The sequence below is a fragment of the Armatimonas sp. genome (genome assembly GCF_031410135.1).
Taxonomy (GTDB): Bacteria; Armatimonadota; Armatimonadia; order Armatimonadales; family Armatimonadaceae; genus Armatimonas.
Genome location: NZ_JANNYP010000607.1, coordinates 1 through 20,558, shown reverse-complemented (window position 1 = coordinate 20,558; position 20,558 = coordinate 1). Strand labels below are relative to the sequence as shown.

General features: G+C 59.9%; 19 protein-coding genes. 7 read left to right on the top strand and 12 right to left on the bottom strand.

Annotation, left to right across the window (positions count from 1 at the left end; genetic code table 11):
• The 6 genes from RMO15_RS22260 to RMO15_RS22235 all read left to right on the top strand — a co-directional run.
• Positions 1-856 (top strand): DUF3237 domain-containing protein (locus RMO15_RS22260; protein WP_309717401.1); only part of this gene is annotated, 856 nt, incomplete at its 5' end.
• A 42-nt stretch (positions 857-898) separates the two neighbouring features.
• On the top strand, positions 899-1,807 hold the full coding sequence (locus RMO15_RS22255; protein ID WP_309717397.1) for an encapsulin: 909 nt from the start codon (positions 899-901) through the stop codon (positions 1,805-1,807).
• Positions 1,804-3,672, top strand: a complete 1,869-nt coding sequence (locus tag RMO15_RS22250; protein WP_309717395.1) for an FAD-dependent oxidoreductase — start codon at positions 1,804-1,806, stop codon at positions 3,670-3,672. The genes RMO15_RS22255 and RMO15_RS22250 overlap by 4 nt, the downstream gene beginning before the upstream one ends.
• Positions 3,669-4,697 carry a polyprenyl synthetase family protein gene (locus RMO15_RS22245; protein ID WP_309717393.1) on the top strand — a complete coding sequence of 343 codons (1,029 nt, stop codon included), beginning with the start codon at positions 3,669-3,671 and terminating at the stop codon, positions 4,695-4,697. The genes RMO15_RS22250 and RMO15_RS22245 overlap by 4 nt, the downstream gene beginning before the upstream one ends.
• 1 nt (position 4,698) lies before the next feature.
• Positions 4,699-5,229, top strand: coding sequence for a hypothetical protein (locus RMO15_RS22240; RefSeq protein ID WP_309717390.1), 531 nt, complete (start codon positions 4,699-4,701; stop codon positions 5,227-5,229).
• Positions 5,230-5,407: 178 nt separating this feature from the next.
• Complete coding sequence (locus tag RMO15_RS22235; protein WP_309717387.1) at positions 5,408-6,085, top strand: hypothetical protein; 678 nt, start codon at positions 5,408-5,410, stop codon at positions 6,083-6,085.
• Here RMO15_RS22235 and RMO15_RS22230 read toward each other — a convergent pair.
• The 6 genes from RMO15_RS22230 to RMO15_RS22205 all read right to left on the bottom strand — a co-directional run bounded on the left by RMO15_RS22230 (position 6,082) and on the right by RMO15_RS22205 (position 10,715).
• The gene (locus RMO15_RS22230) at positions 6,082-6,735 is read right to left on the bottom strand and encodes a response regulator transcription factor (protein WP_309717384.1); all 654 of its coding nucleotides are present in this window, start codon (positions 6,733-6,735) and stop codon (positions 6,082-6,084) included. The two genes, RMO15_RS22235 and RMO15_RS22230, sit on opposite strands and share 4 nt — an antisense overlap.
• The gene (locus tag RMO15_RS22225; protein WP_309717381.1) at positions 6,736-7,803 is read right to left on the bottom strand and encodes a histidine kinase; all 1,068 of its coding nucleotides are present in this window, start codon (positions 7,801-7,803) and stop codon (positions 6,736-6,738) included.
• 54 nt (positions 7,804-7,857) lie between these two features.
• Positions 7,858-8,625, bottom strand: coding sequence for a hypothetical protein (locus RMO15_RS22220; RefSeq protein WP_309717374.1), 768 nt, complete (start codon positions 8,623-8,625; stop codon positions 7,858-7,860).
• Positions 8,615-9,838 (bottom strand): rhomboid family intramembrane serine protease, encoded by a 1,224-nt coding sequence (locus RMO15_RS22215; RefSeq protein WP_309717359.1) that lies wholly within the window; start codon positions 9,836-9,838, stop codon positions 8,615-8,617. Before RMO15_RS22215 ends, RMO15_RS22220 begins: the two co-directional genes overlap by 11 nt.
• Positions 9,839-10,027: 189 nt before the next feature.
• Positions 10,028-10,321, bottom strand: coding sequence for an addiction module antidote protein (locus RMO15_RS22210; RefSeq protein WP_309717356.1), 294 nt, complete (start codon positions 10,319-10,321; stop codon positions 10,028-10,030).
• Positions 10,278-10,715 (bottom strand): type II toxin-antitoxin system RelE/ParE family toxin, encoded by a 438-nt coding sequence (locus RMO15_RS22205; RefSeq protein WP_309717353.1) that lies wholly within the window; start codon positions 10,713-10,715, stop codon positions 10,278-10,280. Before RMO15_RS22205 ends, RMO15_RS22210 begins: the two co-directional genes overlap by 44 nt.
• A gap of 202 nt (positions 10,716-10,917) precedes the next feature.
• Between RMO15_RS22205 and RMO15_RS22200 the strand changes: the two genes are divergently transcribed.
• Positions 10,918-13,878 (top strand): VIT domain-containing protein, encoded by a 2,961-nt coding sequence (locus tag RMO15_RS22200; protein WP_309717349.1) that lies wholly within the window; start codon positions 10,918-10,920, stop codon positions 13,876-13,878.
• A gap of 129 nt (positions 13,879-14,007) precedes the next feature.
• On the opposite strand, the gene RMO15_RS22195 is transcribed toward RMO15_RS22200, so the two are convergent.
• The 6 genes from RMO15_RS22195 to RMO15_RS22170 all read right to left on the bottom strand — a co-directional run.
• A complete protein-coding gene (locus RMO15_RS22195) occupies positions 14,008-15,093 on the bottom strand; it encodes an aminoglycoside phosphotransferase family protein (RefSeq protein WP_309717346.1) in 1,086 nt (361 codons plus the stop codon).
• Positions 15,094-15,121: 28 nt separating this feature from the next.
• Positions 15,122-15,559, bottom strand: a complete 438-nt coding sequence (locus RMO15_RS22190; protein WP_309717343.1) for a HEAT repeat domain-containing protein — start codon at positions 15,557-15,559, stop codon at positions 15,122-15,124.
• Between the two features lie 31 nt (positions 15,560-15,590).
• On the bottom strand, positions 15,591-17,276 hold the full coding sequence (locus RMO15_RS22185) for an ABC transporter ATP-binding protein (RefSeq protein WP_309717340.1): 1,686 nt from the start codon (positions 17,274-17,276) through the stop codon (positions 15,591-15,593).
• A 9-nt stretch (positions 17,277-17,285) separates the two neighbouring features.
• Positions 17,286-17,948 carry a polyphosphate polymerase domain-containing protein gene (locus tag RMO15_RS22180; RefSeq protein ID WP_309717337.1) on the bottom strand — a complete coding sequence of 221 codons (663 nt, stop codon included), beginning with the start codon at positions 17,946-17,948 and terminating at the stop codon, positions 17,286-17,288.
• A gap of 2 nt (positions 17,949-17,950) precedes the next feature.
• A complete protein-coding gene (locus RMO15_RS22175) occupies positions 17,951-19,735 on the bottom strand; it encodes a CotH kinase family protein (RefSeq protein ID WP_309717334.1) in 1,785 nt (594 codons plus the stop codon).
• Positions 19,736-19,800: 65 nt separating this feature from the next.
• Positions 19,801-20,558: endo-1,4-beta-xylanase (locus RMO15_RS22170; RefSeq protein WP_309717331.1), on the bottom strand; the 758-nt coding region annotated here is incomplete at its 5' end.

The following is a 20,558-nucleotide window of genomic DNA, read 5'->3' as shown; positions in this document are numbered from 1 at the left end:
CTTGACCCTCTGGTATGGCACGAGCGATGCACCCGCGCCGGTCTCCGCGAATGGTGAGTTTTTGCCGTCGCCTCAGACCCTCACGGTCGGCGTCTCACCGATCAAGCCGGGAAACCGAGTTGTCGTCCACTGTCGTATTGACAGTGGTCGGACACAGACAATCCCCGCCGTCTTAGTGCGCACTGACTATGCCAGCGCCACACAGTACTACCAGGCAAGCTTTCCCGATGTCGGCCAAGAGTGCCTTGTGGAGTACGTACCTGTCTTTCACTGTGGCGGTCGCCAGGTGCCCGACATTGCGACCTATCAGCAACTCCCATCGTCGTTTCAAATGAAATCAGAACTGACGACAGCCAGAGAAAATGAGCTTACTTTACGGACTCCTACGCAGACACGTTTTCCCTTTCACCTGGACTATCTTTTTTCCTTGACCGTAAATTTGACACAGAACCTGGAAGTCTTTGGTGATACCCCGGAAGGCCTGAAAGTGAACTGGTTTGTGGAAGAAGGTATATTTTCCGGGCCTTTAATACGAGGTGTCGTGAAAAAGCACGGGGGAGACTGGATGACCATTCGCAGAGACGGCATTGGTGATCCTGATATACATGCCTGTCTTGAGACAGATGACGGTGCTTTGATCTATATGACGGCAACAGGCGTTTTTGAATTAGGGATTAATGGATTTAAGAATTTTATAGACAATAATTGGCCTGAAAAGCCGACTGCTCGTTTGAATTGTCGGTTTTTAACATCGAATAGGGACTATATTTGGATGAATAGGCTTTTTACGATTGCAATAGGCGTTGTTTATAAAGAATATTTTGTTATTTCGTATGATGTTTATGCGGTTCGGTAATTCTTCCTAATCGCTTTGGTAAGAAAGAAAGGCGTAAAAGCTATGGAGAGTCCTAGTCGGCAAATTGAGTGGTCGCAAGATCAGTGGAACCAGATCAATCAGACGGTTCAGGAAGAAGTCACTAAGTCCAGCGTGGCGGGCTCGTTTCTTCCGTGTTATGGCCCACTGGCAAAGAGTGCGGAAGTGGTGCGGCGTCAGAACCTGCTGGAGTTTGACGAGGCGGGTACCCCCCTGCGTGTGGATGATGTGGAGACCTTGACGCTCTGCTCGCTCACGGTACATGTCTATCTCAAGCAGCAGCAGATGGCGCAGGAGCGGATCGAGGATGCCTTGCTGGCCTTTCGACGGGGGGCCAATATCCTGGCACGAGCCGAGGACGCGATTACCTTTCGGGGGCTGCCTAGGCGTAACCCGAGCCGTGAGGAGCTCAACGATATTTTAGTACCCAAGCAGTGTCTTGTCACGAGTGGACAGAAGATAGAGGGGCTATTCCAGGAGGGCTTGAAGCTTCGACCCACAGGCTATCGGATACCCGTCGCGGAGCCCCCGTTTTCGGAGAGTATCGTCCGCATCATCGTGGCCGCGATCACCGCGTTGGAGCAAAATGGCCATCTCGGGCCGTTTGCCTGTGTGCTGGGGGATCAGGCCTATGTCGAGGCCTTTACGCCCGAGCGTGGCTCGCTGGTGCTGCCCAGTGATCGCATCACCCCGATGCTGGGGATGCCGCTCCAGCGCTCCGGGATCTTGCCGCCTCGCTGTGGTGTGGTGGTCTCCCTCTGCGGCGATCCCATTGATCTCGTCGTCGCCACGCCGCCCACGGTTCAGTTTCTCAATATCTCCGACGAAGCCCAGTACCACTTCCGTGTCTACGAGCGCTTCACCTACCGAGTTAAGGAAACGGAAGCGATTTGCTCCTTTGAGCTGGCCGACCCTAGCACCAAGCAAAAGTGAAGAAGAAAGTCGTCATTTTAGGCGGGGGAGTCGCCGGGCTAAGCGCTGCGCACGAGCTGATCGAGCGGGGCTTTGCCGTGGAGGTCTACGAGCGCCAGAGCATTCCCGGTGGCAAGGCCCGGAGCATCCCGGTGCCGGGCTCTGCGACGACAGGGCCTGACGGGATGCGAAAAGACCTGCCCGGTGAGCACGGCTTCCGCTTCTTCCCTCGGTTTTATAAGCATGTTATCGACACGATGAGCCGCATCCCCTACGGGGCGAGTAGCTCCGTGGTAGATAACTTGGTAGACACGACCCGCATTGAGATGGCCCGCTTTGAGAGAAACTCGTTTGTGCTCCCCTCACGCTCGCCGCGCTCGCTGGAAGACATTCGGGTGGTTCTCGATGACTTGAGCTTGCTCTTTGGCAACGACTTGGGATTAACGCCCGAGGAGCTGACGTTCTTTGGCTCGAAGATCTGGCAGATTATCACATCCTGTCAGGAGCGGCGCTTCGACGAGTACGAGAAGCTCGACTGGTGGGACTTTATCGGAGCGGAGACGCGCTCGGTGGCCTACCAGAAGTTCTTAGGCTTTGGGATCACGCGCTCGCTGGTCGCGGCTAAAGCGCGCCTCGCGAGCACAAAAACCATCGGGGATATCTTAGTACAGCTCCTCTTTGATGTGGTGGAGCCCGGTACCAGTAGCGATAGGCTTCTCAATGGCCCGACCAACGAGGTCTGGATTGGCCCTTGGCTTGCGTATCTGACGCAGCGCGGCGTGGTCTACCACTTTGAGTCCGAGCTTCAGGCGATTCGCTGCACCGATGGCAAGATCACCAGTGCACAGGTCACGCAGCACGGGCGGACGTTTGAGGCCGTCGGGGACTACTATATCTGCGCGGTTCCTGTCGAGCGCATGGCCCAGCTTCTTACCCCCGAGTTACTTCACGCCGATCCATCGCTGGGGAATCTCCTTCCCTTGAGCCAAGGCGGTGTGGACTGGATGAACGGTCTCCAGCTCTACCTTACCAAAGATGCTCCGCTCACACACGGCCACACGATCTATATTGACTCGCCGTGGGCCTTGACGTCCGTGTCGCAAAAACAGTTCTGGCCTGAGATTGACTTGAGCCACTATGGCGATGGCACGATCCAAGGCATTCTCTCTGTGGATATCTCCGAGTGGGAGGCGCTCGGCTTCAATGGAAAGACCGCCAAGCAGTGTACGCGCGAGGAGATCAAGGCCGAGGTCTGGGAGCAGCTCAAGCGCAGTATCAATATCAATATCAACGGCCAAGAGATTCTTCAGGATCGCCATCTGCACGGCTGGTTCTTAGATCCTGATATCAAGCGCAATGCCAGCGGCGTGCTGGAGAACAAAGAGCCGCTTCTGGTGAATCTGATCAATACCTGGCGGCTGCGGCCCGAGGCAGTGACCGCGATTCCCAATCTCTTTCTCGCCTCCGACTACGTGCGGACCTACACGGACTTGGCGACCATGGAGGGGGCTAACGAAGCCGCCCGTCGTGCCGTCAATGGAATTCTTAGCGCCTCGGGCGTAAGCGCCACACCGTGCCAGCTCTGGAAGCTTCATGAGCCGGAGCTGTTTGAACCCTGGCGTGCCCTAGACCGCCTGCGCTACCAGCAGGGCCTGCCGTGGGACGACTCCCAAGTGCGCCTCGGGCTTGCCACGATGTCGCTGATCGAGAGCGCGGTGCAGGTCTTCAATCAAGGCACACCCGGAGCCGCCCCGCTAGCGCCTACTGCCGTGAGCCAGCAGCTTTTAGCTCATCTCAGCCAGCTTGGTCTTAATAACGTAGCGCCCAAGAGCCGCACCGGACGCGTGCATATCCTGCCCCTGATGCCTGAGGATGTCCTGTCGTGACCACGGAGCTTCTACGCCAGCGGCTTGCGCACTACGGAGAGCTGATCCAGGCGGGCCTGCTGGCGGCGCTGCCCACACGCGAGCCCCAGCGCTATCTCTATGGCCCGATGGCCGAACACCTAGCGCGGAGAGGAAAGGGCCTGCGCCCGGCACTCTGCCTGGCGACCTGCGGGGCATTTGGTGGCTCTGAGGAAGAGGCACTCAAGTCCGCTGTGGCGCTGGAGATGCTCCACAATGCGTTTCTCGTCCACGACGATGTGGAAGACGGGAGCGAGTTTCGGCGCACCCAGCCCACGATGATGGCACAGTACGGGATGCCGCTGGCCGTAAACGCGGGCGATGCGCTCAACATGCTCAGCCTCAAGCTGGTGCGAGAGAATCTCCCGACGCTGGGGGGACCACTGACCTGGCGCATTATCGAGGAGTTTGAGCACCTTCTCTTGCAGTCGCTGGAAGGCCAGGCACTGGAGCTGGGCTGGATACGCGACAACGACATCACGGTCACCGAGGCCGACTACCTGGAGATGATCCTCAAGAAGACCTGCTGGTACAGCTTTATCCATCCGTGTCGCATCGGGGCGCTGATCGCTCGCAAAGATCGGCTAGACCTCAATGTCTTCAATCGCTTTGGCTACTTTATGGGTGTGGCGTTTCAGATCCAAGACGATGTGCTCAACTTAGTGGGCGATGACAAGAGCTACGGCAAAGAGATCGGTGGCGACCTCTGGGAGGGGAAGCGCACGCTGATGCTGGTGCACTTGCTTCAGCACGCAAGTCGCAGTGAGCAGGAGCGTCTTGAAGGCTTTCTGGCACAGACCCGCCCACAGCGCAGTGCCGACGATGTCGCGTGGATTCTGGAGCGCATGACCCACTACGGCAGTATCACACATGCCCAGGCCGTCTCGGAGCGCTTTGTCCAGGCCACCCTGGATGCCTTTGAGCAAGCCTTTGCCGACGCTGGCCCCTCGGAGCACCGCACGTTTCTCTCAGACTTGATCGGCTACATGATCTCACGGAACTCTTAAGATGCAGACCTACCGACGAAAACCCCTCGACGTTTGTACCCCTTTGGCTACCTACCGGAGCCGCACGCTGGTGCCTCTGGAGCCTAGTGACGCTATCGAGCCGACCGAGCCTGCGGCAGCGCCCGAGCTTCCGCAAGATCTCTTGGAAGTGGCTTCCTCCATCTTAGACACCGAGGTCGCACGAGGAGCCTTGCCGACCTTGGCACGCCACAGCCTCATGCCCGCTCTGCCTGTTCGTGCGGGGGAGCACGTTGCCTTGCCCTTTCGTCTGCACAACGACCAAGCCGACCCGGTGACGTTTATCCTGCGAAGTACGCCGCTGCTGAGCGCGGCGGGAAATCGTATTGAACCCGAGCAACTTCTGCCCTCTTCAGCGGTTTTTCAGCTAGCGCCCGATGCCATTCAAACTGTACAGTTGATTCTTCAAGTGCCTCCTGGAACGCCACCGGCCCTCTACTCAGGGATACTCACCTCGCCTGAGCTACCGTATCTTCAGCTACCCGTGCTTTTAAATGTACTTTCGTCGCTTTAGACGATTTGTTTTTTAGAAAAAAATAAAAATAATTTGAAGGAATGAACTTTCCTCGTGTCCAATTTGTTTAGAATACGAGTAGTAAACTGTTCGTATTTAGAAGATGAGGAAAAAAGTGAATTTTACCGGGAAATTTGCCGCTGGGGCGGTGTTATCTGCTATTGCAATTGTTCTTCCTATGAGCGCATTTGCACAAGAAAAATTAAATAATGTTACTTTTGACCTGCAAGACTCGCCCATTCGTTCTACGATTGAGGCTGCGTTCAAGCAAGCAGGCATTAATAACTATATCATTGACAATAATGTTGTGGGATTTGTCACGCTTAAGATTACAGAGCAGCCCTTTGAGAATGCACTGAAGCTGATCATGCGTGCAGCTAGTGTGCCTCTTACCTACACCAAAGAAAACGGTGTCTGGATTGTCAAGCCTCGTGCGATCAATCCTAATCCTCAGGACTCAGCACCTGCTCCGATAGGACCCGATGAAATCATTCGGCCAAATGCGGCCTACGAGCGCATTAGCCTCACCTATCTTGATCCGATGGACTTAAGCCAGATATTAGGAGGGATTATTAATGTCTCCTTCTCCAGTCGAGCTATGCAGGGTGGTGGTGGCATGGGCGGCATGGGCGGCGGCATGGGTGGCATGGGTGGCGGCATGGGCGGCATGGGCGGCGGCATGGGCGGCATGATGGGCGGCGGCATGGGTGGCATGGGCGGCGGCATGGGTGGCATGGGCGGCGGCATGGGTGGCATGGGTGGCGGCGGTATGATGGGTGGTATGGGCGGTGGTATGGGCGGTATGGGCGGTGGTATGGGAGGCGGAATGGGCGGCTTCGGTGGCTTCGGTCGCTAGCGGGTCATGATGCCTTCGCGCCATGCATAGACCGCCGCCTGCGTGCGGTCTGTGACATGGAGCTTAGCGAGGATATTGCTGACGTGGCTCTTGACGGTTTTCTCCGAGAGGAACAGCCTCTCTGCGATCTCGGTGTTCGAGAGCCCATCAGCAATCAGACGAATCACTTCCCGCTCCCGGACTGTCAACGGCGACTCCGGGCCAGGGGCCTCGGGTGACTTACGTTCCCCCGTGACTGCTTTCATCATCTGCGCGGCAATCGCCGGAGAGAGGGTGACTTCCCCCGCTGCTGCTTTGCGAATCGCCGTGGCAATCTCACCCGCCGCCACGTCTTTGAGTAAGTAGGAGAGTGCCCCTGCACGAATCGCGGGAAGCACGTGCTCATCTTCATGATAACTGGTTAGGACAATCACCCGGGTGCGAGGGCTAATCGCCTTTACCCGCCGTGTGGCTTCCACTCCCCCCATTCCGGGCATGAGTAGGTCCATCAGCACGATATCCGGGGCGAGGGCCTCACAGAGCTGGATGGCCTCTTCGCCACTGCCCGCCTCACCCACGACTTTAATATCCGACTGGGTCTCCAGAAACGCCCGAACTCCCTGACGCACAATCGCGTGATCGTCGGTGAGCAGAACCGTGATCTCGTCCATTTACAGCATCCGGATGGTGTCTTCCATCCCCAGAAAATCATCCATACGTGCGGGGCGTGCGACACCATCACAGCGCACCACGATGCAGCAGCCCGCGCCGGGAGTGCTCAGGAGCTGAAGCCGACCACCAGGCAGGTCTTGTGCCCGCTCACGCATCGTGTGGAGCCCGAAGCCCTCACCGCCACAAATTCGGCGCTGACGGGCATCGAAGCCGCGCCCATTGTCACGGATTAGCAGGCGAACCCCTCCCGCATCATCGCGCCTGAGAGAGACCTCCACACGAGTTGCCTCGCTGTGCTTGCTGGCATTGGCAAGAGCTTCTTGCGCGATCCGCAGTAGGCCATTGGCTGCCTCGGGTGCAAGCGGCGGAAGCTCATCGCTCTCGAAGGTGGACGGGATACTATTGCGGCGGCTCCAGTCACTCACATGGCCCTTGAGCAGAATCGCGAGCGGGGCACCCTGGGCGCTGACAGGCCGTAGCTCTTGTAAGACACTGGTCAGGTCGCGCTGGGCCTGCTGGGCAAGGTCGTTGGCGGTGTCAAGGCGCGTGAGGGCCTGGTCGGGCTGTGCAGGAAGCAGCGCCTTGGCGGCTCCAATCTGCATAGAGGCAGCAAAGAGATGTTGCTTGACCGTGTCGTGGAGATCTCGCGCTAGGCGGTTGCGCTCTTCTAGTGTGGCGACATCTTGCCGGAGCGCCATTAAGTCTTGAAGCTCGGCGGCCATGCGGTTCAAGCGACTGGCGAGCTGCCCCATCTCATCAGGGGCCTCGGGAGCCATCGCCGTAAAGTCGCCGCGTGCCCAGGCATCTGCAGCACGGGTCATGGCATCGAAGCGCCAGGCAAGTCGCCGCGCTGAGAGATAGCCCGAGATTCCCGCCACCACACCCGACGAGAGCGCGAGAACAAGCGCACTGGGCAGGAGGCGCTCCAGGAAACTGGGCTCGTTGGAGCCTTTGAGCAGTCCTAGCAGTACCAGTCCTCCCAGGGTTGCGAGAGATGTTGTCGCAGCGGCTTTGACATGCGACTCCCGGAGCTGAGTGCGTAGGCGCGATGGGGGGCCTTTGATCATAATTCTAATTGTACGTCGCCGTAGCGCATTTCCCCTCAGTCTAGGGACGGATTTTTAGCGATCCCCGGCGGCGTGGAGAAAGGCTTCTTCGAGGGGCGTGTCAGTGGGGACGATGAGATACTCTAGCTGGTAGCGCTGGGCAAGCTCGGCGAGGCGCTGGCGGATGTCGTCTTCGAGCCGTAGTCCGTGGCTGCTCTCTTGCAGCTCGGAGCGGTCCATCAGATGAACCAGCACCACACGGGCTTCACCCGTTAAGAGCGCAGGGGCACCCCACTCCCAGTTGCGATCCCGAAAGTCGGAGAGCAGGATAAACAGCGAGCGTCGCGAGCTACGGCGCATCCGCTTGCGGAGCGCCCAGGCAAAGTTGCGCGTCCCGCCCGCCCGGAGCTTCTCCAGATAGTCTAGGAGCTGGGAGATGTCCTCGGGGTGCTGGACAATGGGGCTCCGTGTGCCGCGCGCGGGAGAGAGGGCGGTGACCTCAAAGCGCAGGTCGCGCTGGGTGGTGGCATAGCCAAGCATGGCGGTGAAGCGCCGGGCAAAATCGAACTTTTGCGAGGGCTCGGGGGGAGTGTAGCCCGCGAACGTCATGGCCAGTGAGGCGTCCAGTAAAACATGAAGCGAGGTGGTCTCCAGCCGCAGCAGGCGAGCCAGCATGCGCTCAAAGCGGGAGGATTTTCGGGTGGGCTCGGCACGTCGCCCCAGCCGGAAGAGAGAGTCGCTTCGGGGAGTGCGGCGCGTGGTGCGGCTAGAGTGTGCCTCACCCGTCTCGCTGTTGGGGAGCACTGTGGCCAGCTTTTGCAAAAACTCGGGGTCAAGAAGCATTCTGGTTTTCCGTAATCAATCCTCGAACATGATTTGCCCACTCAGACGTGGGGTAGAGCCGTAGGAACTCCGCAAAGATCGCTAAGGCGTTGTCGCGCTGTCCTAGCTTCTGTAGGTGCAGTTTACCCAATTTTAGCATTCCTAGCTCAGCATCGGTGGTGTGGGTGAAGTCGCGGCAGAGATTGGCCAGCGCCTGACGGGCCAGCTCGTACTGCTGGGCATCTTCACAGGCGCTGGCCACCCGCTGCAAGAGGCGCACCGGAAGGGAGACGCGCAACAGATTGGTCTGAGCATCGCTGTAGATTCGGGCCACCGCGGCGGCGTTTCCTTGCTTGGAGAACAAGTCCAGAGCCTGCGTGAAGTAGCGGTGCGCCGCCTCTTGCTCCCCGAGGCGGACATGCACCAGCGCGAGTGTGTGGGCCAGGCCGCCGTCTGTCGGCGTGCGGACGAGTAGCTCGCGGTAGTAGCCTGCCGCCGTGGTCAGGTCGCCCGCCGCCAGTGCCTTCTCGGCGTCCTCGATCCCGTACTCACGGGCGCTCTGCTCCAAGACGCGGAGAGGGAAGGCGATCCCAAAGCCGAAGAAGAAGCCAATCAGGTGCGCGGCATAGGCCACCTGGTCCGCTCCATGGTCCACTAAAGAGCGAATCGCCATGAAGATCTGGAGAACCATCACAATCCCGACTGCCACGGCTGCCGGAACCGCTGGAATCCAGAAAAGCCGGACGCGAGTTCGCCAAAAACGCACGGCAAAGAGCCCTAAGACACAGAAGATCGCCCCGGAGGCACCGACCATGGGAGTCCCTGCGGAGCCGGGAAAAAAGAGCAGAACCGCTCCCGCGTGCCCGAGTCCCGCCACCAGCGCCCCGGCCAGGTAGGCCAGTAGGTAGGGGAGGTTGCCCAGCGCTTCCTCCACGTGCACTCCGATCACATAGAGCGTGATCAGGTTGCCTAGGAGATGAAAAATATCGCCGTGGAGGAAGGCATAGCTCAGGAGGGAAGCAAGCTGAAGGTCGTTGGGCACCAGTGCCCACTGCCGGATAAACTCCTCGCCACTGCTCATGCTCCCGAGGAAAACAATCGTGTTGATCGCCAGAAGCCCCACCGTCACGAACGGAAAACCCGCCACACCCCCACGTCGCCGTCGCATCGGAAGGATCGGCGTAAAGAGCAAGACCAGCAAGGCGATCAGGATCAGCAGAGCCAAAAACAGCATGGATGCTGCTAGTATACAGCCTCTTGGCTAGCCACGGGAGGGGCGGGTCTTGGGCAGAAGAAACGCCGCTCGCGCTACTGCGCTGTCTTTCAAGAGTCGCACAGGCATGGCCAGCTACAGCGCGTCTCGCAGCTACACCTACGACGCGGCTGATAAACTGTCGCCTCTATCCAGATGAAGCAGTGCAGCCTACGCGGCTTTCTTGGGGACGATGGCAAAGTCCATCCCGAGTGTGTTGAGCGCGGCTCGTACGGTCTTGAAGTTCGGGTTTCCTCCTAGCGAGAGCGAGCGGTAGAGGCTCGTGCGGGCTACACCCGCTGACTCCGCGATCTCAGGCATTTTCTTGGTGGCGGTTGCGATCTCCCGCAGACCCTCGAAAATCCCTTCAGCACCTTTCTCTTCGTAGAGAGCCGCCAGAAACTCCCGCTGGAACTCTGGGTCACTCAGCAGGGGTGCGAAACTCGCGCGAAAATCTTTCAGCATCGTCTTTATTCCTCTCCCACAGTGCCACTGCCGACACAATATCGCGCTGCTGGCTTGCCTTGACTCCCCCGCCCAGCAGAATCACCAGCGTATCGCCCTGTCGCACAAAATAGACACGATAACCGGGGCCATAGTCTAGCTTTAGCTCACTCACCGCACCGCTGATCCGCTCTCGATGAGAACCAAAGTTGCCTTGCTCGGCGATCCGCAGAAGTCGTATCAAGAGCCGCACCTGAGCCGCACGATCCCGCAAGCCATAGAGCCAATCCTCGAACGGGCATGCTCCACTAGCCTCAACCAGCACGACGATGCGAACTTTCTGTTCAGGCGAGTCTTGCTGGCTTGCTTCGGCGGCGAGAGTGTTGTTATCCTCGGGCACTACGTATTGTAGCATAAAAGCGACAAACTCGCGATCTTTATTGCGCTCATGTTGTCTGGGGCCGTCTCAAGACCGTCTTGAAGTTCGAGTTGCCCCTCACTATCTCCCGCCGGACCTCGGAAATCCCTTTGGCACCCTTCACCTAATTATCCCTACGTGTTGCTGAATGAACCTTTTGGCCGTTGCGGAGGACAAAAGCGCAGGAGAAAACAATTCGATGCGCCTCACTGCCTTTGCCCTATCCCTCTGTGCCCTTGCGGCCACAACACAATTTGCGCCTGCTGCGCACCAGCAAGCGCCGCCGCTTGCCCCGATTCAGTTTACGGTGAAGGGCGAAGAAAAAGAGACGAAAGAGGCTCCTGTACGGCTGGAGCGGGCCGATGTTCAGATCACGGTGGTAGGGTCGCTAACGCAAGTGACGCAGACGCTCACGTTTCGCAATCCGTCCAAGCGCGTTCTGGAGGGTGAGCTGATTTTTCCCTTGCCCGAGGGCGCGGCGGTCTCCGGGTTTGCGCTGGATGTCAAAGGCGAGCTGGTGGACGCAGTGCCGGTGGAGAGAGAGAAAGCCCGCGTGGTCTTTGAGAAAGAAGTGCGCAAGGGCGTAGACCCCGGCCTTCTGGAGCGGCTGGAGGGCAATGTCTTTCGGACGCGCATCTACCCGTTTCCCGCCGAAGGTGCTCGCACGGTGCGCATTACCTACAGCACGGATAAGAAAACCATCCCACTGCGCTTTGGAACCAATATTCCCGAGGGGAAAGTGACCGTGGAGGTGTTGAGCGCACCTCAGGCCCGTGTGCTTCTGGGCAAGCGAGCACTGGAGCTCGGGCGCGTCGAGGGGCACCTGACTGCTGAGGCCGTTCTGGAAAACAGCGCCGAGCAGGATATAACGATCACGGTTCCCGAGAGTGGTGAGCCCATGGTGGCAAGCGAGAGCTTCATGCGTGCCAGTAGCCCGCGCCCGGAGACGTTTTTCTGCATCGCCGACACGCCGCCGCAGGTGAAGCTTGAGCGGGTAGCGCCTCGTGACATCGGGATTGTCTGGGATGCGAGCCTGAGCCGCCACAAGGCCGATATTGGCAAGGAGCTGACGCTGTTGGGGCAGCACCTGGCCGGAAAATCCGTTGCTGTTGAGGTGATTGTCTTGCGGGAGCGGGCCGAGAAGCCGCGCAAGTTCAAGATTGCCAACGGCGATGCCCGTGAGCTGATCGCGTTTCTGAAAGCGCAGCCCTTCGATGGGGGAACGGCACTGGGGGCTCTGAACCTGCCCCACCGCGACTACTGGCTCTGGTTTACGGATGGTTTTTCCAATCTTGGGCAGGGACTCCCGACCATTGCGGCCAACACGCCTATCTACGCCATCGCCACTGCGTCGGGAACAAACTTTGGCCTGCTACGCTACTTCTGTGAGCAGACCGGCGGTGCGCTGAGCGACGGCACCCACCCCGAGGCTCTTGGCAGACCAGGCGTGACGCTACTTCGCGTGGAGGGCCAGGGCGCTACAGATCTTCAGTGGCAAGACGGGCTTGTCACGGGCCGCTTGCTCACGGATAGCGCCGACCTCACGCTGGTCTATGGCATGGGGGGACAGCCCGTCTCCCGGCGCACGGTGACGGTCAAGCGCACCACTACCACGGCTCATGGCCTCATCGCCCGCCAGTGGGCCGCGCAGCGTGTGGAGCGTCTGGCGCTGCTGCCCGATGAAAACCACGAGGCGCTACTGTCGCTGGGCCGAGACTTTAACCTGGTCACGCCGGGAACGTCGCTGCTGGTTCTGGAGTCCCTGGAGCAGTATGTCGAGCACAATATCACCCCGCCCCGCACCCGCCCCGCGCTCTACGATGCCTGGCTGGGCCGAGAGAAAACGGAGAAAGACACAAAGCGCACCAAGGACGAAAAGCAGCTCCAGAGCGTCTTGGCGCAGTGGAACGAGCGCATGGCTTGGTGGAAGAAAGAGTTCCCGCGCACTGCAAAACCAAAAGACGAGAAGAAGAAACATGCCGCCTCCCCAAGAGTCGGAAGTGGGAGCAATGGACGAGGTGGCTCGGATTTAAGTGGGAGTCTGGGCGGAGTCGTCGCTGATCGTGCCGTAACACGAGAAATTCGCCCCGCCGCTCCCGCTCTACTACCCCTGGCCACTTCTGCACGTGAGGAAGTACGCCTTCGAACCGCACAGCCAGAGCCAACACCCGCCTGGGATTACACGTTGAGCCGACGGACTCAGGGAGTTATGGTCGCTAAAGATGGTAATATTCTCGCCACTGGTTCTGAGGAGAGTGGTTTGGGCGTCACCATTAAGGCGTGGACACCCGATGCACCGTATTTGAAGCGGCTCAAGGCGGCGGGGGCGACGGGAGCCTATGCGGCCTATCTTGCAGAGCGCGAGAGCTACGCGGCAACACCTGCGTTCTATCTGGACTGTGCGGAGCTGCTCTTGCAGCTGGGCCGCCGCGACGAAGGCTTGCGGGTGCTGTCGTCGCTGGCGGACTTGCAGATCGAGGACGCGGCGCTGCTGCGCGTGCTGGCCCACCGACTGGCACAGCTGGGAGAGAAACAGATCGCTGCCGGGCTCTTTGGGAAAATTCTACAGATGCGCCCCGAGGAGCCGCAGAGCTACCGCGACTTAGCGCTCGTGCTCGCCGACTTGGGCCAGACCGAGCGTGCGCTGGAGCTGCTCCATACGGTCGTCATGCGCCACTGGGAGCGCTTCGAGGGCATCGAGGTCATCGCTCTCACCGAGGCCAATGCGATTATCGCCAAGTACCCGCTGGCTCGCCATCGCTTCGACCGCCGCCTGCTCACTAACCAGGCGTGCGACGTGCGCATTGTCATGACCTGGGACTCGGACAGCTCGGACATGGACTTGCACGTGATCGAGCCGACGGGCGAGGAGTGCTTTTACAGCTACAACTTAACACAAGTGGGTGGCAAGCTCTCGAAAGACTTCACCAGTGGCTACGGCCCCGAGGACTACATGATCCGCCGCGCCGTGCCCGGTGTCTATAAAATCCAGACCAACTACTATGGTAGTGGCGAGCAGAAGCTCACCGGCGGCACTACGGTTCAGGCGACGGTCATCACCAACTTCGGGCGGCCCAACGAGAAGCGCCAGCACCTGACGCTACGGCTCACGCAGAACAAAGAAACCGTGACGATTGGCGAAGTGAAGGTCGGCGGGTAGCCGCCCCATGAAATGGGGCGTCACCAATGGCACTGCGTGCCGCAAAGCCCGTGCCGGGCTCGGGAAATTTGTAGCCCGGCACGGGCTTTGCAGCCGAAGGCTACTGCAGCCGCCGGTTTCAACCGGCGGCTAAAGCGCGTCGGCGATGATCTTGCGAATCGTGGACTCTTGGCTCTCGATGCTCTTGCAAAGTGCAAACTGGACGAGGGCACGCTCCAGGTTATGGCCCCGGTAGTTTGCCGTGAAGTAGACATCCCCGGCGAGGTGATCCGTGAAGAAGCGCAGGCCCAGCTCGAAGGCGATCAGGCGGATCGCATCAAAGAGGTGCTCGTAGTCGGCGGGGGTGAGGAAGTGGTGGGCTTGCTCAAGGTAGCCGCTGAGAATCGCCTTGCCCAGCTCCGGCTCGAAGCACACCGAGTCGAAGTCCTTGGTCTCTTCTCCGAGGGGATTACACGCCGAGCGCAGGCCATCGCCAATGTCGTAGTGGACTAAACCCGGCTTGACGGTGTCAAGGTCAATGATGCTGATGGCTTGCCCGGTCGTGGTGTCCATCATCACGTTATTGATCTTCGGATCGCCATGAATCGGGCGCAGGGGGAGCTTTCCTGAGGCTTTCGCGTCTTCCAGCACACTTGCTAGACCGCGCCGCGTCGCGACAAAGTCTAGGCCGTAGCGTACCTCTGCGGTGAGCTCGGTCTTGTGGTTGGTGACGACTTTATCAAAGTGCGCCAGATAGCCCGGTGCGATATGAAAGCCGGGAAGCGTGTCGGCGAGCTGGTCGGCGGGCAGGTCGCTGATGAGGTTGTGGAACGCACCCAGCCCAAAGCCCACTTCGTAGGCATGGTCTTCACTCTGCGCGGTGTTGTAGGAGCGGGAGCGGGGGATAAAGCTCAGGGCGCGCCAGTACTCGCCCTCAGGATCGAGCCAGAAATCACGACCGTCTTGCGTGGCCATTACGCGGGGCGTCTCCCAGCGGCGGCCTTTGTCTAGCGGCGCGACAGCCAGCTTGCGCGTGACATGCTCTGAGAACGTACGGATGTTGCGCATCACCAGTTCGGGCTGTGTGAAGACTGTCTTATTGATCCGCTGGAGAATGAAGCGCTCCGCATCGGCGAGAGTCACGACATAGGTTTTATTGATATTGCCGGTGGTGTCCTGCTTGATCTCCACGATCTCACTGTCTACCGGAAACTGATGCGCAGCCTGCTGTTCCAAAGTAAATATCCCTAACGAATAACGATTGTCAGCGGGATTTTACCACACTATACTCTGCTGTTTGATTCTTGAGCGCAAACGCCGCTCGTGAGCGCAGCTTTTCATCGTGGTCGTGCTCCAGAATGCTCTCCAGCGCGGAGACGGCGCGGGGATCGTGGGGCTGAAGACCGAGCTGGTGCACGGTGACGCGTCGCACCCGGATGCTCTTGTCATGCAGCGCACGATCTACCAGCAGGCCCACAATGTCGATGTCCAGCGGCGCAGCTTTACAGTCCTGGCAGCCCAGCGCGTGCACCGCCAGCCGCCGGACATGGGCAGAAGGATCGGACAGGGCTTTGGTGAGTGGTACCACGCACGCGTCCGTCGCTAGGTGATCCAGCAGCCCTGTGGCGTAGGCGCGGATGCGTGGGTCGGGATCGGCCATGCCGCGCAGGGCCTCGGCTCGTGTCTCATCTTCCGTTGCCATAGCCCATTGTGCGCGGCTTGAGAAAGCTCTGTCAAGGTAGGGGGAAGTGGGCTACTAAGGTTCGGTTTTCAACCAGAAGAACGCGATGCATTCCACGCAGGGCGCTCTCGCGGTGGGTGACGAGCAGCACCGTCCGGCCCTCCATGAGGCGCTCCATGGCGCTGAGGACCTCTTGTTCAGTCGTCGCATCGAGAGCGCTGGTGGGCTCGTCTAGGAGTAGGATCGGGGCATCGCGCAGGAAAGCACGGGCGAGGCCGACGCGCTGGCGCTCACCGCCGGAGAGGGCTGCGCCGCGCTCGCCCACTTTGGTCTGGTAGCCATCGGGGAAGCGCTGGACAGCCTCGTGGAGCTGCGCTGCTTTGGCGGCGGCCTCGATCTTGGTGAGTGTCGCGCCCGGCTTTCCCACCGCGATATTCTCGGCGAGCGTCCCCGGCAAGAGAACCGTCTCTTGAAAAACTACCGCGAGCTGCGCCCGCAGCTCTGCAAGTGCTATTTCCGTGAGTTTGATGCCGTCTAAGAAGATCTCGCCGCTGGTGGGGGAGTAGAGGCGCATCAGGAGCGAGAGCAGCGTGGACTTGCCGCTGCCCGTCTCACCGACAATCCCGATACGCTCACCGGGCGCGACGGTGAAGCTGACGTTTTCTAGAACGGGGCGGCGTGGGTCGTAGCCAAAGGCGATGTTCTCAAAGCGAAGCTCACCGCGCACGGGCTGGGGAAGTGGCGTGGGGTTTGGGTGAGTCGGCACCTCCGCAGGCTCCGTCAGAAGCGCTGTTGCTCGCTCCAGCCCGGCCATTTGGTTTTGCAGGCTCGCCCATTTCTTTCCCAGAGTCTTCAGCGGGCTGTAGACCTGGTTGAGGTAGTGCAGACCTAGCAGCACCTGGCCGACGGTGAGCACTCCACGCTGCGCCGCTGCCACGCCGATGTAGAGCGCCGCCGCCGTCCCCAGTGCCGTCAGGGTTTGGATTCCCATCCCAAAGAGCCCGTCGAGGAGTGCGATGCGCAGGCGCACCTTCACCGCCTTCTCCGATGCCTCCGCGAAGCGCTGCGTCTGCGCGTCCTCAATTCCGAAGGCCTTCACACTGGTCAACGCCCCCAGCGTGGCCTGCACAATGCTCAGCGCCTCGCTCTCTTTCTGCTTGGCATCACGCGAGGCCGCTTTCAAGCCAGGGCGAGTAGCGCGCGCAGCTAAGAGCAGAGGAGGCCCCAGCGCCACCCCGACCCAGCCAAGGCTTGTGTCGAGTCGAAAGAGCGCGGTGAGCATCAGCGCCAGGGTCGTGATGGCTGTGAGCACCGGAAGTGCTCCATCCAGCAAGAACCACTCAATAGACTGGGCATCGGACTGGATGCGGTAGAGGGTGTCGGTCGTGCCGCGCTCAATATGCCGCGCCAGAGAGAGCCGCTGCGCCGCCGCAAAGAGTCGCGCCCGCAGATCACGAATGAGCCGCTGCCCGAGGCCCGTGGAGAGCAGCGCCGTTGCCAGGCCTTGGCCCTGGGCAAGAAGTGTCACCAACAGGCTGCCAGCACACAGTGCGGGCAGGGCGCTTCCCGAGAACGGCACCAGCCAAGCGGGGGCGGCGCGTTTTTGCAGCACCACATCCAGCGCGGTCTGGAGCGGGATGGGAGCCAGCACGGCCAGCCCCGCCCCGAGCAGCTCCAACAAGAGCAAGAGCAAAAGCTGCGGCCAGAACCGCCGCGCCAGCCGCCAGACTTCGGACACGCTAGCCCCCTAGCCCCCGTCCGACGGGGGGATTTTCTCTATCGCGGTGCGGTACTTGGAGAACGACTCCGGGAGCAGGCCGAGCTCCGAGGTGAGCTTTGCCAGCTCTGCGGGCAGTGCGAACTCGTACTTGATCTCTAGGATGCGCCCCTCGGTGAGGGGGAATCCTACCCCCTGGCCCCCGTCAAACGGGGGGAAGTGGAGGCTCTGATGGGAGCTTGCTTGGACGGCATGATCCAGTGTCAGGCGAACTTCCTCGCCCCCCAGCTCCCCGACAAAGGCATCTCGGGTGTAGGTGACGAGGCGTGTGGGAGAGAGGCTTTGTTTATGGATCGCTTTCTGAAACCAGCCGGGGAGACTCGCCGGGAGCTGATCTGACGAGAGTGCACTGCGGCGCTTATGGACTTTTCCTGGCTCCGGTTTAGCCTTGAACTCTGCAAAGACCGTCTCGGTGGTGCTATAGCGCCGTAGCCGCCACTTGCCCTGCACCTCGCGGCGATAGGAAGCCAGGTCAGGAGTATCGAGATAGAGGCTTGCCACCGAGTAGCGTCCCCCGTACGGATCGGGAGGGAGGATCGCTTGCACGGCGCTGAGCAGGCTCTCCGCGAGGCTCTCAGGAACCAGGTACTTGCGCTCAAAACCGGCGCGGACAATCTCGCCCTCGATGCTCATTTTTAGAACCCTCCTCCGGCGTTGGGTGGGGGAAGTACCTGCATCAGGCCCGCCCCCACCTCCGAAACCGTGAGTTTCCCGTCTTTGTTGCTATCCCAGCTTACGCCCCACTGCGCCATCGTTGCAGTGAAGGTCGCCACCGGAACGCTATCTTTGGCTTTCAGAGCGCTCCAAATCTGCGGCCCTAAAAACTGCCCTGGCCCAAAGCCACCGCCGAGGACGGAGCTCACGCCCGCGTTTAGCTCTTCTTGGGTCAGCTTGCCATCTTTATTCTTGTCGCAGAATGCCGCGCCTTTCTTCCAGGCATCGTTGAAGGCCGTGAGCGTCGGAGCCTCACCTGCCCCCGTGAGCTGGAGGAAGCTTGTTCCGAGCATCTGGGCGGGATCGAAGCCACCCGGGCCGCCTGGCCCTCCGGGGCCGCCGCTTTGGGGGATAATGCCCTCTTCTTTGCCGTCAAGCTGTGCAATTACAGAGGCAGAGCGCTGCGCAAAGAAGGTCTTGAGGTCGTTGGTGCCACCCATGCCGCCTGGCCCTCCGGGGCCACCCGGCCCACCGCCCCCACGCCGTCCCCCGCCCGGGCCACCCTGACCTTCGGGGCCACCGCCGCCTGGCCCGCCGGGGCCTCCTCCACCAGGGCCTCCTGGACCGAAGCCTCCGCCAGAGTCTTTAGGATCGAAGGCCATGATGGGCTTGGCTGCTGCTGCCGTGGAGTCATGGAGGGCATCTAGCTCCGTCATGATCTTGGCACCCTCACGACAAGACTTGTTGTACGCCGCTCGGAACTCGGGGATCGCCAGAAAACGATCCGTGAGCTTGCTCTCGCCGTTGTAGGGCTTCTTTACCGATAGGTGAATCGGGTCGCCGATGGGGAAGCCCCCAAAGGCCATGTTTAAGTCCCACGGCAGGTAGACAAATTTATTGGTCTTGGGATTGAGCCAAAGATAAAAATTATGGCCCATCGCAAACATATTGTCGCCGTTAGATGTCACCGCCGTGGCGGCTAAAAACTTCGCGAAGCCCTCGGTGTCCAGAAAATTGCCGATCTCTTTCTGGAACGTTGCCTCGTCGGACTGGTGAACGAGCTTGGCAAAGGCGATCAGACGCGTTTTCTCTTGTGGGGTTGGTTTACCCTTTGGGTCGTAGCCTGTCTCGTAGCGCGACCAGTCGTCGCCCAGATAGGTGATTCCCCCACGGGCTCCCTCCGGCTTGAGGAGCATGCCCTCGCCCGTGCCATAGTGCTCTTTGAGAAAGCTGGAGTCCACTTGCTGCACCAGGGTGTAGAGCCCCAGGGATTTTTCTTCCCCGCCTAGCGTGATCCCCACTTTTGCCATGGTCGTGCGCGGCGAGGGAAGACCCATCCGTCGGAAGATCTCGTAGGCGAGGGTCTCGCGAATCTGGGTGCGGTCCGAGAAGTTGTTATTGAGGTTGAGCTTGGTGATCCCTTCGTGGCTTTGGCCCTTGACGTGCTGATTAAAGTCAATCTTAAAGGGGCGCTTGAGCCCACGGGAGCTGCTCATGTAGCTTGAATTGCCCTTAAAGCGCAGCCCGACGACATACTCTTTGCCATCGACGGCGATCGTAGACTTGACCTCAGGGAACTGCAAGTCCATCGGCCCGAAGCCCTGTGGACGGGTGGGGCTCATGCCGTCCCACTGCTCTTGGGTGAGGGCAATATGCACCACATGCACCTCCGTCTGACCGAAAAACGTAGCACCTGTCTGTGCCTGCGCCAGAGCAGGAGCCGCTACCAGCGCGACGAGAGAGGTGAGAGGATAGAGTGTGTTCATGTGGGTAGTTTAGTTCGGCAATATTAAGACATTGTGAACTGTCGCCCGCCGCTTTCAAGCGGCGTTTAAATCGCAAGGGTGACGGTAGTAGGCGTGCCCGTCAGCGTCCAGCTTACTTCGGAGCGCTTGCCTTTGTGGACAGCGGCGATCTTATAGGCACCATGGAAGCCGCGCACGGCGAAACTACCCTGTGCATTGGTGGCACCGCTGGCGTTGGTGCGCCATTTCTTTGTGGTCAGATCCACCCAGACCTGGCCGTTGGGCTTGATGCTCCAGTCCGCACGCCACAGCGCGGCCTTGGGGAACCAGTGGCGCTTCTCCCAGAACCCCCAATTGATAATCTCCGAGACTGACGGGTGCGAGAAGCAGGCGGTGAGAAAATCGCGGGTGTAGTCGGCCTGGAGCTGCTCGTCTTCGGTGTTGATATCAAACTCGGTGATGGCAATGGGCACGCCGAGCTTTCCAAAGCGATCCAGGCAGGAGAGCACCCGAGCGGGGGGAATCGGGGAGGCGCCAAAGTGCCCTTGGAAGCCGAGCCCCTGGAGCGGTGCGCCGCCTTTTTGCAGGAACCGTAGCGTGTCCTCGAAGTGGTTGAGGTGCGCGTTGCCCTTGTCGGTGCCGTCCATGGGCGGGTAGTCGTTGAGAAAGAGCCGCGCCTTGCTATCGTGTTTTTGAGCGAGCTTGAACCAGCGGATCAGCGAGTCGCGGCCCAGAATATCGGTGATGTCGTGGTTGTCAAAGGGCTCGTTGATCACGTCCCACTCAACCACTTTCCCCTTACACGCTCCTGCCACTTCCGCAAAGTGCGCCTCAATACGCTTGG

Bases quoted from the DNA above. Each gene is read 5' to 3' on its own strand.
- RMO15_RS22225 (WP_309717381.1), bottom strand. From the start codon at position 7,803: ATGATCAAAGGCCCCCCATCGCGCCTACGCACTCAGCTCCGGGAGTCG.
- RMO15_RS22215 (WP_309717359.1), bottom strand. From the start codon at position 9,838: ATGCTGTTTTTGGCTCTGCTGATCCTGATCGCCTTGCTGGTCTTGCTC.
- RMO15_RS22235 (WP_309717387.1), top strand. From the start codon at position 5,408: ATGAGCGCATTTGCACAAGAAAAATTAAATAATGTTACTTTTGACCTG.
- RMO15_RS22190 (WP_309717343.1), bottom strand. From the start codon at position 15,559: ATGGCAACGGAAGATGAGACACGAGCCGAGGCCCTGCGCGGCATGGCC.
- RMO15_RS22210 (WP_309717356.1), bottom strand. From the start codon at position 10,321: ATGCTGAAAGATTTTCGCGCGAGTTTCGCACCCCTGCTGAGTGACCCA.
- RMO15_RS22230 (WP_309717384.1), bottom strand. From the start codon at position 6,735: ATGGACGAGATCACGGTTCTGCTCACCGACGATCACGCGATTGTGCGT.
- RMO15_RS22255 (WP_309717397.1), top strand. From the start codon at position 899: ATGGAGAGTCCTAGTCGGCAAATTGAGTGGTCGCAAGATCAGTGGAAC.
- RMO15_RS22180 (WP_309717337.1), bottom strand. From the start codon at position 17,948: ATGAGCATCGAGGGCGAGATTGTCCGCGCCGGTTTTGAGCGCAAGTAC.
- RMO15_RS22200 (WP_309717349.1), top strand. From the start codon at position 10,918: ATGCGCCTCACTGCCTTTGCCCTATCCCTCTGTGCCCTTGCGGCCACA.
- RMO15_RS22205 (WP_309717353.1), bottom strand. From the start codon at position 10,715: ATGCTACAATACGTAGTGCCCGAGGATAACAACACTCTCGCCGCCGAA.
- RMO15_RS22240 (WP_309717390.1), top strand. From the start codon at position 4,699: ATGCAGACCTACCGACGAAAACCCCTCGACGTTTGTACCCCTTTGGCT.
- RMO15_RS22175 (WP_309717334.1), bottom strand. From the start codon at position 19,735: ATGAACACACTCTATCCTCTCACCTCTCTCGTCGCGCTGGTAGCGGCT.
- RMO15_RS22220 (WP_309717374.1), bottom strand. From the start codon at position 8,625: ATGCTTCTTGACCCCGAGTTTTTGCAAAAGCTGGCCACAGTGCTCCCC.